General features: G+C 61.6%; 11 protein-coding genes and 1 tRNA gene. 8 read left to right on the top strand and 4 right to left on the bottom strand.

The annotated features are described in order from the left end of the window. From dnaA to gyrB, 5 genes are all read left to right on the top strand, one after another. The gene (gene dnaA, locus ACS5RD_RS00005) at window positions 1–1371 is read left to right on the top strand and encodes a chromosomal replication initiator protein DnaA (protein ID WP_489929449.1); all 1371 of its coding nucleotides are present in this window, start codon (window positions 1–3) and stop codon (window positions 1369–1371) included. 122 nt (window positions 1372–1493) lie between these two features. After that, entirely contained in the window at window positions 1494–2612 is a 1119-nt protein-coding gene (gene dnaN / locus ACS5RD_RS00010) for a DNA polymerase III subunit beta (RefSeq protein ID WP_054008241.1), read from the top strand. Window positions 2613–2674: 62 nt separating this feature from the next. Then, a complete protein-coding gene (gene recF, locus ACS5RD_RS00015; RefSeq protein WP_489929450.1) occupies window positions 2675–3778 on the top strand; it encodes a DNA replication/repair protein RecF in 1104 nt (367 codons plus the stop codon). A 19-nt stretch (window positions 3779–3797) separates the two neighbouring features. Next, window positions 3798–4424, top strand: coding sequence for a LysE family translocator (locus ACS5RD_RS00020; RefSeq protein ID WP_489929451.1), 627 nt, complete (start codon window positions 3798–3800; stop codon window positions 4422–4424). 74 nt (window positions 4425–4498) lie between these two features. After that, a complete protein-coding gene (gene gyrB, locus ACS5RD_RS00025) occupies window positions 4499–6949 on the top strand; it encodes a DNA topoisomerase (ATP-hydrolyzing) subunit B (protein ID WP_489929452.1) in 2451 nt (816 codons plus the stop codon). A 42-nt stretch (window positions 6950–6991) separates the two neighbouring features. Here the strand turns inward: gyrB and ACS5RD_RS00030 are convergent, their stop codons facing one another. Continuing rightward, a complete protein-coding gene (locus ACS5RD_RS00030) occupies window positions 6992–7552 on the bottom strand; it encodes a dimethylsulfonioproprionate lyase family protein (protein WP_489929453.1) in 561 nt (186 codons plus the stop codon). A 26-nt stretch (window positions 7553–7578) separates the two neighbouring features. Continuing rightward, window positions 7579–7655: transfer RNA gene (locus ACS5RD_RS00035), tRNA-Arg, on the bottom strand. 335 nt (window positions 7656–7990) lie between these two features. Here ACS5RD_RS00035 and ACS5RD_RS00040 point away from each other — a divergent pair. After that, the gene (locus tag ACS5RD_RS00040) at window positions 7991–9022 is read left to right on the top strand and encodes a LacI family DNA-binding transcriptional regulator (RefSeq protein WP_489929454.1); all 1032 of its coding nucleotides are present in this window, start codon (window positions 7991–7993) and stop codon (window positions 9020–9022) included. Between the two features lie 74 nt (window positions 9023–9096). On the opposite strand, the gene ACS5RD_RS00045 is transcribed toward ACS5RD_RS00040, so the two are convergent. Further along, a complete protein-coding gene (locus ACS5RD_RS00045) occupies window positions 9097–9366 on the bottom strand; it encodes a hypothetical protein (protein ID WP_489929455.1) in 270 nt (89 codons plus the stop codon). A 202-nt stretch (window positions 9367–9568) separates the two neighbouring features. On the opposite strand from ACS5RD_RS00045, the gene ACS5RD_RS00050 reads away from it, so the two are divergent. Further along, a complete protein-coding gene (locus ACS5RD_RS00050) occupies window positions 9569–10135 on the top strand; it encodes a glutathione peroxidase (RefSeq protein ID WP_489929456.1) in 567 nt (188 codons plus the stop codon). A gap of 70 nt (window positions 10136–10205) precedes the next feature. Here ACS5RD_RS00050 and ACS5RD_RS00055 read toward each other — a convergent pair whose 3' ends face one another. Further along, window positions 10206–12206, bottom strand: coding sequence for a 2,4-dienoyl-CoA reductase FMN-binding domain-containing protein (locus ACS5RD_RS00055; protein ID WP_489929457.1), 2001 nt, complete (start codon window positions 12204–12206; stop codon window positions 10206–10208). A 231-nt stretch (window positions 12207–12437) separates the two neighbouring features. Between ACS5RD_RS00055 and ACS5RD_RS00060 the strand changes: the two genes are divergently transcribed. Then, complete coding sequence (locus ACS5RD_RS00060; protein ID WP_489929458.1) at window positions 12438–14858, top strand: beta-glucosidase H; 2421 nt, start codon at window positions 12438–12440, stop codon at window positions 14856–14858. Window positions 14859–14905: the final 47 nt, after the last annotated feature.

Genomic DNA, 14905 nt, shown 5'->3' on the forward strand with positions numbered 1-14905 from the left:
ATGACGCAAGAGGCCTGGGGCAAGGTACGCGAGACGCTGGCAAAGCGGATCGGCAAGAACAATTTCACCAGTTGGATCGAGCCCTTGCGCTGGGCTGGTCTGACCAATGGCGTCGCACGTTTCGAAGTGCCGACAACGTTTTTCGGCGACTGGGTGTCGCGCAACTATTCCGACCATATCCTTGGCCTGTTGAACGCCGAAGGCCATGCGGCGGGCCGCACCGAGTTTTTCGTGCCGATGACGCAGGCCGCCAACGCGCCGGTGGCCCCGCTCGCCGCCGACAAGCCCGCACGCGCAGCCAAGCCCAGCCGTCACCGCGCCGATGATGAACTGCCGGGGGCGACCTTGGACGCCCGCTTTACCTTCGACAGCTTCGTTGTCGGCAAACCCAACGAACTCGCCCACGCCGCTGCCCGCCGCGTTGCCGAAGGTGGCCCGGTCACCTTCAACCCGTTGTTCCTCTATGGTGGCGTCGGCTTGGGCAAAACCCACCTGATGCATGCCATTGCCCACGAACTTCAGGCCCGCCAGCCGCAGCTGCGCGTGCTGTATCTCTCGGCTGAGCAATTCATGTACCGCTTCGTGCAAGCCCTGCGCGACAAACAGATCATGGATTTCAAGGAACTGTTCCGCTCGGTTGACGTGCTGATGGTCGATGATGTGCAATTCATCGCGGGCAAAGACTCCACCCAAGAAGAATTCTTCCACACCTTCAACGCTTTGATTGATCAGAACAAACAGATCGTGATTTCTGCCGACCGCGCGCCGGGTGAGATCAAAGATCTGGAAGACCGCATCAAATCCCGCCTGCAATGCGGCTTGGTCGTCGATCTTCACCCCACCGACTACGAACTCCGCCTCGGCATCCTGCAACAAAAGGCCGAGTATTACCGCCAGCAATACAAAGGCTTGGCGATCTCGACCGGGGTTCTGGAATTCCTCGCGCATCGCATAACCACCAATGTCCGCGTGCTGGAAGGCGCCTTGACGCGCCTGTTCGCTTTTGCCTCGCTGGTTGGCCGCGAAATCACGCTGGAACTGGTGCAAGATTGCCTGGCCGACATCCTGCGCGCATCCGATCGCAAGCTGACCATCGAAGAGATTCAGCGCAAAGTCGCCGAGCATTACAACATCCGCCTGTCGGATATGATCGGCCCGAAACGCCTGCGCAACATCGCGCGGCCGCGTCAGGTGGCGATGTATTTCGCCAAGCAGTTGACCTCGCGCAGCCTGCCCGAGATTGGCCGTCGCTTTGGCGGGCGTGATCACACCACGATCATGCACGGCGTGCGCAAAATCGAAGAGTTGATGAGCACCGATTCGCAGCTTTCCGACGATCTGCAACTGTTGCGGCGCCAGTTGCAGGCTTAAGGCGGTCCCGGCGGGCTTGACCTGCCCCAGAATCGCCCTCAAAGTCCCGAAAATGCTTGTGAACCGGCCAAAACCGGATAGTTTCGACGTCCCTGCATGGGGGCGCCACCAAGGGGAACGACATGAAGATCAGCATCGAACGCGCAACTCTGCTTAAGGCGCTGGCGCAGGCGCAATCGGTGGTGGAACGCCGCAACACCATTCCGATCCTCGCCAATGTGCTGATCGAGGCCGAGGGTGATACGGTGTCGTTCCGCGCCACCGATCTGGATATCGAAGTGGTCGACCGCGCCCCTGCCATGGTAGAACGCGCCGGGGCCACCACGGTATCGGCGGTGATGCTGCACGAAATCATCCGCAAACTGCCCGATGGCGCGCTGGTGGCTTTGACCGAAGACGCCGCTACAGGCCGTCTGACCATTGCCGCAGGCCGCTCCACCTTCAGCCTCGCCACCCTGCCGCGCGAGGATTTCCCAGTGATGGCGACCTCGGAATATTCCTCGAACTTCGCAGCCCCCGCCCCGGTGCTGCGCCGCCTGTTCGACAAAGCCAAATTCGCGATCTCGACCGAGGAAACCCGCTATTACCTGAACGGCGTCTACATGCACGTCTCAACCGGCGATGTCGGTGCCGTGCTGCGCTGCGTGGCCACCGACGGCCACCGTCTGGCCCGCATCGACGCCCCGCTGCCGGAAGGCGCGCAGGGCATGCCCGGCGTGATCGTGCCGCGCAAGACCGTGAATGAATTGAAGAAACTGCTCGATGATGATTCCGCGATCATCGCCGTTTCGGTGTCGGAAACCAAAGTCCGCTTTGCGACACCCTTGATCACCCTGACCTCGAAAGTCATCGACGGCACCTTCCCCGACTACACCCGCGTCATCCCCACTGGCAACACCCGGCGGCTGGAAGTGGACGCGAGCGAATTCGCCAAAGCCGTCGATCGTGTCGCTACGGTGTCGTCGGAACGTTCGCGCGCCGTGAAACTGTCGCTTGATGAAGACCGCCTGATCCTCTCGGTGAACGCGCCCGATTCCGGGGCCGCCGAAGAAGAACTTGCCGTAGCTTATTCCGATGAACGGCTGGAAATCGGCTTCAACGCCAAATACCTGCTGGAAATCGCCAGCCAAGTGGATCGCGAAAACGCCGTGTTCCTGTTCAACTCCTCCGGTGATCCGACCCTGATGCGCGAAGGCAATGACATGTCGGCGGTCTATGTCGTCATGCCGATGCGCGTGTAAAAGGCGCTTGGGGGCTAGCCCCCAAACCCCCAGGATATTTGAGCACAGAGGATGATCAAAGCGTGAGTGGTCTGGCTATTACCGCGCTGACCCTGTCGCATTTCCGCAGCCATAAAACCGTGCGGCTGGTGTTTGATGGCCGTCCGGTGGCGATTGTCGGCCCCAATGGCGCGGGCAAAACCAATATCCTAGAGGCGGTGTCACTGCTGTCGCCCGGTCGCGGCTTGCGGCGGGCAACGGCCGATGAAATCGCCCGTAAGCCCGAAGCCTTGGGCTGGAAAGTCACCGCCGATCTGCATGGTTTTGGCGCCGATCATCAGGTCGAAACTTGGGCCGAAGGTGGCGACACGCGATCTGTCCGCATCGACGGCAAGGCCGCCACCCAAACCGCCTTAGGCCGCATCGCCCGTGTGCTTTGGCTGGTGCCCGCAATGGATCGCTTGTGGATAGAGGCCGCCGAGGGACGCCGCCGCTTCCTTGACCGCATGACGCTGTCTTTCGCCCCCGATCATGCCGAGGCGGTGCTCGCCTATGAAAAAGCCATGCGCGACCGCAATCGCTTGCTGAAGGATCAGATCACCGACCCGCATTGGTACGGCGCGCTGGAATCCCAGATGGCAACCGCAGGCGCGCAGATCACCGCCAACCGCCAAGCCGCCCTGACCCGCCTGAGGCAAGCCCAACGAAACGCCGAAACCGCCTTCCCCCGCGCCGATCTGACCCTGACGGGCGAAGATGCCGACGATCTGGCCGCAGCCCTGTCGGAAAACCGCCGCCGCGATATGGCCGCGGGCCGCAGCCTGATCGGGCCCCACCGCGCCGATATGTCAGCGATCTTCGCCGCCAAATCTGTGCCCGCCGAACAATGCTCGACCGGAGAGCAAAAGGCGCTGCTGATCAGCCTGATCCTCGCCAATGCCCGCGCGCTGGCGGCCGACCTTGGCGCAGCCCCCATCCTGCTACTGGACGAAGTCGCCGCGCATCTCGACACCGCCCGCCGCGCCGCCCTCTATGACGAACTCTGCGCCTTGGGCGCGCAAGCCTTGATGACCGGCACCGAAGCCGCGCTGTTCGACAGCCTCGGCCCCCGCGCGCAGTGCTTTACCGTGACCGAGACGGGTGGCATATCGCAGGTCCTAAGCGCGCCACCCGCCGCCCCGCATTAACCACCAGAAAGCCAGCGCCATGACCGTGACATTCTACGAACTCCTCCTTTACGCGGGCGGCATGGCGCTGCTTTGGGTGATCCCAGGCCCGGTATGGGTGGCGCTGACCGCCCGCGCGTTGTCGGGCGGCTTTGCCAGCGCCTGGCCGCTCGCCATCGGCGTCGCCTTGGGTGATCTGATCTGGCCAATGGCCGCGATCTTCGGCCTGACATGGATCGTCTCGGTCTATGCCGATTCCCTGCACGCCCTGCGCTGGGTCGCCGCTGTGGTGTTCGTCGTCATGGGCATCCTGCTGATCCGCAAACCCGCCGTCGCCCCCACAACTGACGGGCGCATGACCAAACCCGGCATGTGGGCGGGCTTTGCGGTGGGGGTGGCGGCGGTGATCGGCAACCCGAAAGCCATCCTGTTCTACATGGGCGTGCTGCCGGGGTTCTTCGATCTCTCGCGCGTCAAAGCCCCCGACATCGCCGCCATTCTGCTGATTTCCGCAGCCGTCCCAATGCTCGGCAACCTCGGCCTTGCACTGTTTCTCGACCGCGCCCGCAAGCTGCTCTCCAGCCCTGAAAGCATCCGCAAACTCAACCTGATCTCGGGCATTTTGCTGATCGGCGTCGGCGTCGTGATTGCGGCGTCAAACCGCTAAATCTTGTGCCCAAGGCGTGACATCCCCCCCCCAAGCCGCTATAAGTCGGGCACAATTCAAGGGGTGAAAACCACATGGCCATTGAGCCCAAGAAGCCTGAATCCTATGGCGCAGATTCTATCAAAGTTCTCAAAGGCTTAGAGGCTGTTCGCAAGCGTCCGGGCATGTATATTGGCGACACCGACGATGGCTCGGGCCTGCACCATATGGTCTATGAAGTCGTCGACAATGGCATTGACGAAGCCTTGGCCGGACATGCCACGGCAGTGACGGTAAAAATCCACGCCGACAGCTCGGTTTCGGTGCGCGACAATGGCCGTGGCATCCCGGTCGATATCCACAAGGAAGAGGGCGTTTCGGCAGCCGAGGTCATCATGACCCAGTTGCACGCCGGTGGCAAATTCAACAACACCGACGATAGCGGCAATGCCTATAAGGTTTCCGGCGGCTTGCACGGCGTTGGCGTCTCTGTGGTCAATGCGCTGTCGGAATGGCTGGAACTGACCGTCTGGCGCAACGACATCGAATACCGTGCCCGCTTTGAACACGGCGAATGTGTGGTGCATGTCTACGAGGTCGGTCCCGCGCCGGGGATGCGCGGCACCGAGGTCCGCTTTTTGGCCGCTGCCAAAACCAACATCCCGGACGGCACGTTTTCCAATCTGGAATACAGCTTCAAAACGCTGGAACACCGCCTGCGCGAACTGGCCTTCCTGAACTCGGGCGTGCGCATCATCATCGAAGATGACCGCCCCGCCGAGCCTTTGCACACCGAGCTTTACTATGACGGCGGCGTCAAAGAATTCGTCAAATACCTCGACCGCTCCAAAACCTCGATCATGGCCGAGCCGATCTATATGATTGGCGAACGCAACGGCATCGTCATTGAAGTCGCGATGTGGTGGAACGACAGCTACAATGAAATGGTGCTGCCGTTCACCAACAACATCCCGCAGCGCGATGGCGGCACCCATATGGCGGGCTTCCGGGGCGCTCTGACCCGCACCATCAACGCCTATGCGCAATCGTCTGGCATCGCCAAGCGCGAGAAGATCGACTTCACCGGCGATGATGCGCGCGAAGGTCTGACCTGCGTGCTGTCGGTCAAGGTGCCCGATCCGAAATTCTCCAGCCAAACCAAAGACAAACTGGTCTCAAGCGAAGTGCGTCCAGCGGTCGAAAACATGGTCAACGAAAAGCTGTCCGAGTGGTTTGAAGAAAACCCACAGAACGCCAAGATCATCGTCGGCAAGATCATCGAAGCCGCAATGGCCCGCGAAGCCGCCCGCAAGGCCCGCGAACTCACCCGCCGCAAATCCGCGCTGGATATTTCCAACCTGCCCGGCAAACTCGCCGATTGTCAGGAAAAAGACGCCTCTAAGGCTGAGATTTTTCTGGTCGAAGGTGACTCCGCAGGTGGTTCCGCCAAGCAGGGACGCTCCCGTGCCAATCAGGCCGTCCTGCCGCTGAAAGGCAAAATCCTGAACGTCGAGCGCGCCCGCTTTGACCGGATGCTCGCCAGCCAAGAAATCGGCACGCTGATCACAGCACTCGGCACCGGCATTGGCCGGGATGAGTTTGATATCAAGAAGTTACGCTACCACAAGGTCGTGATCATGACCGACGCCGATGTCGATGGCGCACATATCCGCACCCTGATCCTGACCTTCTTCTTCCGGCAAATGCCGCAGCTGATCGAGGGTGGTTTCCTCTACATCGCCCAACCGCCGCTCTATAAAGTCGCGCGTGGCAAGTCCGAAGTTTACATCAAAGACCAAGCCGCCCTTGAAGATTACCTGATCGACATGGGCGTCGAAGGGGCGGTTCTGGCCCTGCCGACGGGTGAAGAAATCGCTGGCGCCGACCTGCGCCGCGTTATCGACGGCGCGCGCCAGTTCCGCCGCGTGCTCGACAGCTTCCCCACCAACTACCCGCGCGGTATTCTCGAACAAGCCGCCCTCGCAGGCGCGTTCGACCAAGGCCAGGCCGACGCCGATCTGCAAGCCGTCGCCACCACCGTCGCCAACCGTCTGAACCTGATCGCGCCGGAATATGAAAAAGGCTGGAGCGGTCGGATCACCCAAGACCACGGCATCCGCCTGTCCCGTGTGCTGCGCGGCGTCGAAGAACTGCGCACTCTGGACGGGGCCGTGCTGCGCTCCGGCGAAGCCCGCCGCCTCGCCGCAATCTCGCGCGAAACTCGCGACCACTACCGCGACCCGGCCCGCCTGACCCGCAAAGATCGCGAGCAACTGGTGCATGGCCCGATTGACCTGCTGAAGTCGATCTTGGCGGAAGGTGAAAAAGGCCTGACCCTGCAACGCTATAAGGGTCTGGGAGAGATGAACCCAGAACAACTCTGGGAAACCACGCTGGACCCCGAAGCCCGCACCCTGCTGCAAGTCAAGATCGATGATCTCGCCGAAGCCGACGACATTTTCACCAAACTGATGGGCGATGTGGTCGAACCCCGGCGTGAGTTCATCCAAGCCAACGCGCTGAACGTGGAACACCTCGACGCCTAGAATCAGGGGCCCGCGCCGCAGCGGGCCCTCACCAACGCCAGGTCAGATCGGTAAAAACCACAGTGCCAGAAACGGCACCTGCCCCGCCCGCATCGCGTGCAAAATCCCTGGCGGGTTATAGATAAACCCCTGCGGCCCCGGATCGGTCCACGCCATCCCAGCGTTCCACCACTCCCCCGCGCTCAGCGGCAGATACACCTCGGCGGGCGGATGGCTATGGTCGGGATAAAGCGTGCCCGGTGCCATCACCGTCACCCCCAGCCAGACATCATCGCGCTCTTCCATCCCCCCCGGCCCAAGGATCAGCGCATTGGCGTGCCCGTTCCAGAACGCCGTATCACTTGGATCAGCCGACGCCCGCCGCTGCCAGCGCAACTCGGGCGCAAGGTTGGCAAAACTCTGCCCCAAAGCCCCCGGATTATCCGCCACAGCCGGGGCGATCCAATCGCAAACCGGCAGCCGCTCTGCCCCAACACGCGGCACCCCGCACGACCCACGCCAGCGCGTCACCACCACGGCAGCAAGCTCTGCAGCAGCCCCCGTGGTCACGGCAAGCCCCGCCTCGGCAGCCTGCAGAAAATCGCTGAGAACCCTGTCGCGCATCGCCACGCCCCTGTGCTGATTAGGAATGGTGACCCCGGCGTGATTCGAACACGCGGCCTACGGTTTAGGAAACCGTCGCTCTATCCGGCTGAGCTACGGAGTCACGCGACCCTACATGCGAAAAATCCTGCGCAGATGCAACAGGCTTGGCGCAGCACAGGAAGGGGAAATTAAGGGGGAGTGACTTTTGGCCCACCACTCCCCCTCGGGTCCGTCGCGTCTGGGTTGAGAGCTTGCAGGACGCGCCGAATATCGCCAGCACGAATGCTGTTACCGCTAACATATCGCAGCCCCGCCCACAGAACAAGCATTATCTTGGGAGATCTGCCGCGCAGTCCCGCCCATCGGCGGAGAGTTCTGCCAATGATTTGGACGGGGGCTTGGACATATGCGGAATAGACGATAACAAGGAAGAAACCATTTCACAGGCCATTCCCCTTGAGCAAACCCCCGATCCCCGAGCCGCGCCGCACTCTGACCCTTCGCGATGTGTCCGAGGCGTCAGGCGTCAGCGAAATGACCGTCAGCCGCGTGCTGCGCAATCGTGGGGATGTCTCGGACAGCACCCGTGAGCGGGTACAGGAAGCCGCCCGCCGCTTGGGCTATGTGCCGAACAAAATCGCCGGGGCTTTGGCCAGCCAGCGCGTCAATCTGGTGGCGGTGATCATCCCTTCGCTGTCCAACATGGTCTTCCCCGAAGTGATGACGGGCATCTCCGACACGCTGGAAGACACTGGCCTGCAACCCGTTGTTGGCGTTACCAATTATTCGCCAGACCGCGAAGAATCCGTGCTGTATGAAATGCTGTCGTGGCGGCCCTCAGGCGTGATCATCGCTGGGTTAGAGCATACCGATGCCGCCCAAGCCATGCTAGCGCAAGCCGGGATTCCGATTGTCGAGATCATGGATATCGACGGCACTCCAGTCGATTCTGCCGTCGGCATCTCGCACCGCCGCGCCGGACGACAAATGGCCGAAGCGATCATCGCCGCTGGCTATCGCAACATCGCCTTCCTTGGCACGATGATGCCGCACGATCACCGTGCCCGCAAACGGCTGGAAGGCTTTGAAGAAGCCCTTGCGAAGGCGGGCCTAAGCCTCGTGGACCGTGAGTTTTACTCCGGCGGATCGGCCCTGCTCAAGGGCCGCGAGATGACCGAGGCCGTTCTAACCCGTAGCCCGCAGGTCGATTTCCTATATTATTCCAATGACATGATCGGCGCGGGCGGCTTGCTCTATTGCCTGCACAAGGGCCTCGACGTGCCGGGGCAGATCGGTTTGGCGGGCTTCAATGGTGTCGAACTGCTCGATGGTCTGCCGCGCAAACTGGCAACAATGGACGCCTGCCGTCTGGAAATCGGCCGCGTTGCCGCCGAAATCATCGCGGGCAAACACTCCTCCGGCACCATCGGCGGCGAGGTGATCGAGTTGTTCCCGACCCTGCAAAAAGGCGACACGATTCGCGGCTAAGGCGTCTTCGGGTCAGACTTTTCACACTTAAGTTTGTGGGATAACGCCCCCTGCCTTAGTTTGTGATGCGGCAGCTAATCCAGTTGTTGGATGCGAAACGGGACTCTTGCCATTTCAGAATAGCGCCAGTTTTGAATGTTACCAAAGGATCGGATGTCGGAATTTGCTGCCAGTAAGTCTAATGCCGAGTTAACGATGCCGCAGGCGGCGGAGTTGTCTAGGTTTTCTAGATCAGGAAGATCGCGTGTTGCTAGACTGACGATCATCGCGATCTTTCTTCGCGAGCCCACCGGCAGGCTCTGCAACATCCTTTTGGCGAGTTCCGTATCGGATATCATAACCATGAAATCCTCTCAATCGGTCATGCTTTTACAGAGTGCGACATAGCGTGAGAGTCTGCAATGGGATCGGCTCAATGTTCCTAATCCGCTGCCTTGGAGCATGGTGTGCCACGGCTCAAGTCAGTTCCCTTGAACCCATCCCGCCAGCAATTGATCCAAACCGCCGCCCAATGCGTATCCAGCTAAACCCGCACCGGAGGCCCGCATGATCCAGCAACGCCCACTTGCATTCGGCACGCTCTTGGCAGCATTCTTGCTGGTGATCCAACCTGGAGCGACTCCCATGGCCGAAGCCGCCGATCCCGCCCCCAGTTTCCAGTTCACCGCGATTGATGGCGGCACATACGACACCGCGAAATGGCGCGGCAAGCCGGTGCTGGTGGTCAACACTGCCTCGCTCTGCGGCTACACTCCGCAATTTGCCGATCTGCAAGCCTTGTCAGACCACTACGGCGACAAGGCCGTGGTGCTGGCGGTGCCCTCGGATGATTTCAACCAAGAACTTGCCTCCGAGGCCGAGGTGAAAGACTTCTGCGAGTTGAACTACAGCCTGACCCTGCCGATGACCACCATCGCCCATGTCGCGGCGGGCGAGGTGCATCCGTTCTACGCTTGGATCAGCGACACAATCGGCTTTGTTCCCGGCTGGAATTTCAACAAAGTGCTGATCGGCCCGGATGGCAATTTCGTGCAGGCTTGGGGGTCCAACGCGCAGCCGATGGAGGCTGTGAAAGACGCAATCGACGCTATTCTGCCGGCGGGAAAGTCTTAACAAGCCGTTAACAGCCCCCCGCTAAGCCATTGAAATCATATGACACCTGTAGGTGTCCACGCGTGGACACCTACAGCCGCGCCGCCAACCGCGCGCCCTGATCAATCGCCCGCTTGGCATCCAATTCCGCCGCCACATCCGCCCCCCCGATCACATGGGCGGCAATGCCGACCTCTGCGAGCCGATCCGCCAGCCCCCGCTCGGGCACCTGCCCGGCACAAAGAACCACCTGATCCACCGCCAAGATTTCCTCCACGCCATCCCTCGAAATCCGCAAGCCCCCCGCCTCGATCCCCAAATAACTCACCCCACCCCACATCTTCACCCCCTTCATCTGCAAAGCGGCGCGATGAATCCAGCCGGTGGTCTTCCCCAACCCCCGCCCCGGCTTCTCCGCCTTCCTCTGCAACAACCAAACTTCCCGAGCGGGTGACTCCGGCTGCGGCTCCGCCAGCCCGCCCGCAGTCACCCCCGGATCCCCCACCCCCCACTCGCGCCGCCATTCCTCGGGATGCTCCGTCACTGAATACCCCCCCGCCACCAGAAATTCCGCGACATCAAAGCCAATCCCCCCCGCCCCGATCACCGCAACCCGGCGCCCAACCGGGGCACCCCGCAGCACCTCACTATAACTCAACCCCCGCCCCTGCCCCGCAATCCCCGGATCACGCGGGCTAACCCCCGTGGCCACCACCACCTCATCAAAGCCGCGCAGATCATCAACCCCAACAGTCTGCCCCAACCTCACCTCAATCCCGGCCTCAGCCACGCTCGCCGCGAACCAGTCCACCAATCCGTTGAACTCCTCTTTCCCCGGCACCAAGCGCGCGAGGTTCAACTGCCCGCCCAACCGATCAGCCCGGTCAAACAACGTTACCCGATGCCCCCGCTTGGCCGCGACCAGTGCCGTCATCAGCCCCGCAGGCCCCGCCCCGACCACCGCGACCCGCTTCGAAATATCGGCGAGATCATAGCTCAGCACGGTTTCATGGCAGGCACGCGGGTTGACCAGACAAGAGGTCAGCTTGCCCGAAAAGGTATGATCTAGACACGCCTGATTACAGGCAATACAGGGCGCGATCTGATCCGCCCGCCCCGCCGCCGCTTTGGCAACGAAATCCGGGTCGGCCAGAAACGGCCGCGCCATCGAAACCATATCTGCCGCCCCCGAAGCCAGCAAAGCCTCGGCCACTTCCGGCGTGTTGATCCGGTTTGAGGTGATCACCGGGATCGACACCTCTGGTCGTAACCGGGCGGTCAGGGGCGCGAAAGCGGCGCGGGGGACCGAGGTGGCGATGGTCGGCACGCGAGCCTCATGCCAGCCGATGCCGGTGTTCAGGATACTGGCCCCGGCCGACTCAATCGCGCGGGCGAGAGTGACGACTTCGTCCCAAGTGGAACCATTGGGGATCAGGTCGATCAGGCTGATGCGGTAGATCAGGATGAAATCTGGCCCCACAGCTTCGCGGACCCTACGAACCACCTCGACAGGCAGCCGCATCCGATTCTCAAAGCTGCCGCCCCAGCGATCCTCGCGGTGGTTGGTATGGGTGACGAGGAACTGATTGAGGAAATAGCCTTCCGACCCCATCACCTCGACCCCGTCATAGCCCGCCTCACGGGCGCGGTTGGCGGCGGTAACGATGTCGACGATTTGTTTTTCGATGCCTGCTTCATCAAGCTCTCGCGGCGGGAAGGGAGAGATCGGGGATTTGATGGACGAGGCGGAGACGCAGTCTTTCGAATAGGCATACCTTCCCGCGTGCAGGATTTGCATGGCGATCAGTCCGCCGGATTGGTGAACTCGGTCCGTCACGATGCGGTGGTTCTGAATATCTTGCAGGGTGAACAGGCCCGCCGCCCCAGGGAAAACGCCGCCTTCGCGGTTGGGGGCCATGCCGCCCGTCACCATCAATCCGACCCCGCCCCGCGCCCGCGTCGCATAAAATTCCGCGACGCGGTTCCAGTCGCCGGTCTCTTCCAGCCCGGTGTGCATCGAGCCCATCAGCACCCGATTTTTTAGGGTGATATGGCCCAGATCAAGCGGGGCGAGCAGGTGGGGATAGGGCATCTTGGTCCTCCGAGTTCGGCGCAGGATGGCGGTGATTTGGCGGTTTGTCATTGAAAACGCGGCGTCACGCTTGGCACTGTCCACGCGTGGACAGATTTTCCGCTAAGCAAAATCAACACGTTAGCGAGGGCGCATTTACACTTTCTTCACGTCTGGCCACTACGCCGCACAATCACATTGCAACCTCGCATCCTCGGCTGCAATCCTTAGGCATGCAACCCGGAGGATATGATGACCCAGATCGCGCGCATCACCAATCTTGTCGATGCCATGACGCTGGCCGAGCAGGTCAGCCTGCTGTCGGGCGCGGATTTCTGGAGCCTTCCCGCCATCGAACGGCTGAACGTCCCGAAACTGCGCGTCACTGATGGGCCGAATGGCGCGCGGGGGGGCGGCAGCCTGATTGGCGGGGTGAAATCGGCGGCGTTTCCGGTTGGGATCGCGCTGGGGGCGACGTGGAACCCGGATTTGCTGCGTGAAATCGGCGGCGCTTTGGCCGAGGAGGTAAAGTCGAAAGGCGCACATGTGCTGCTGGCGCCAACGGTGAACATCCAGCGCAGCCAGACCAATGGCCGGAATTTTGAGTGTTATTCGGAAGACCCGATCCTGACGGCAGAGCTTGCGATCAGCTATATCACCGGGCTGCAAGCGCAGGGCGTGGCGGCAACGATCAAGCATTTTGTCGGCAATGAATCTGAGATTGAGCGCACCTCGATCTCATCTGAAATTGACGAACGCAGCTTACGCGAGGTCTATCTGGTGCCGTTTGAGGCAGCGGTGAAGCGGGCGAACACTTGGGCGGCGATGAGCAGCTACAACCGCTTGGGCGGGATTTTCACCAGCGAACATGCGTGGCTGCTCAACACCGTGCTGCGCGGCGATTGGGGCTTTGACGGGGTGGTGATGTCGGATTGGTTTGGCAGCCATTCCACAATTGAAACCGTCAATGCGGGTTTGGATTTGGAGATGCCGGGGCCGTCGCGCGACCGGGGGGCAAAGCTGATTGCAGCGGTTGAGGCGGGCGAGGTTTCGGCAGAGCTGGTGCGCGAACGTGCTTTGAACGTGCTGCGGTTAATGGCGCGGACGGGTGCGCTAGAGGATCATTCCGAATGGGCGGAGCGCGCCGATGATCGCCCCGAACACCGGGCATTGATCCGGCGTGCCGGGGCGGAAGCGGCGGTTTTGTTGAAGAATGACGGTGTGTTACCGCTTGATGGTGGCAAGCTGGCGGTGATTGGGCCGAATGCCAAGGTGGCGCAGATTATGGGCGGCGGATCGGCGCAGTTGAACGCGCATTACCGGGTCACGCCCTATGATGGCTTGGTCGCGGCAGGGGTGGACGTGGACTATGCCTATGGCTGCGACAATGGCAAATTCCAACCTGTCTTGCCGGGCCCATTGAAAATGGAAATGTTTTTCAATCGTGAACTTGCGGGTCAGCCTGCGGCGGTCGATGAACTGCCCGAGGCGACTGGATTCTGGTTTGGTCAGTTGAAGGGCGGCGTCGATGCGGCGCATTTCTCGGCACGGATTTCGACGCGATTTGAGGCGACGGCGACAGGGGTGTGGCGGCTGGGCCTGCGCGCAGCGGGGCTGGCGCGGGTGTTTGTTGATGGGGTTGAAGTGGTAGAGGCTTGGCAAAGCTGGACCCGTGGCACGACATTTTTCGAGAAAGGCTGCGACGAGGTTTTGGCTTATCTGCCGATGCTGACGGGGCAAAGCTATGACATCGTGATCGAATTTGCCTCGAAAGCCTCGGACACTCTGGCATTTTCGGCCTTGGCGGTGGGTCTGGGTCTGCCCTCTGGCGATGCCGAGATTGCCGAGGCGGTGGCGGTGGCGGCGCGTGCAGATGTGGCGGTGCTGTTCGTCGGGCGCGATGCGTCATGGGATACCGAGGGCGCCGATCTGCCGGGGATCGCTTTGCCGGGGCGGCAGGCGGAACTTATCGCGGCGGTGGCGGCGGTGAACCCGAACACCGTGGTGGTGTTGCAGACCGGAGGGCCAGTCGAGATGCCTTGGCTGGGCGAAGTCGCCGCCGTTTTGCAGGCGTGGTATCCCGGACAAGAGGCGGGCAATGCGATTGCCGATGTGCTGTTGGGCGCGGAACCCGGCGGGCGGTTGCCGCAGACATTCCCCGCCCGTTGGTCGGATGGCGTGACGCAGACACAGGACCCCGAGATCTATCCGGGGCTGGAGGGCCGGGTGCGCTATGAGGAGGGCGTGTTTATTGGCTATCGCCATGCCGACTTGATCGGGGTGCCGCCGCTGTTCCCGTTTGGCTTCGGGCTGTCCTACACGCGGTTTGATCTGGCGGATTTGACGGTGGACGGGACAGAGGTTTCAGTGACCCTGCGCAATGTCGGGGCGCAGCCAGGCAGTACGGTGGTGCAGCTTTATGTGACCCCGGTGGCCAGTGCTGTGGCGCGGCCTGCGCGCGAGTTGAAAGCATTTGTCAAGGTTGCACTGGCGGCTGGCGCCGAACGGCGGCTGGTGCTGGGATTGACGGCGCGCGACTTTGCGTGGTTCTGCGTCGAGCGGAGGGCTTGGGTGGTCGAGGCCGGGCGCTATGGCGTCGAGGTTGGACAATCGGCGTTGGATTTGCCGTTGAAAGGTGCTGTGACGGTTGCGGCGGCGGTGCTGGCGGTGTGATTTGCTGCGCAGCGAAGCGGTGAAAATGCTGCGGTTTCGCTGCGCAG

The sequence above is a fragment of the Cypionkella sp. PAMC25878 genome (genome assembly GCF_058135695.1).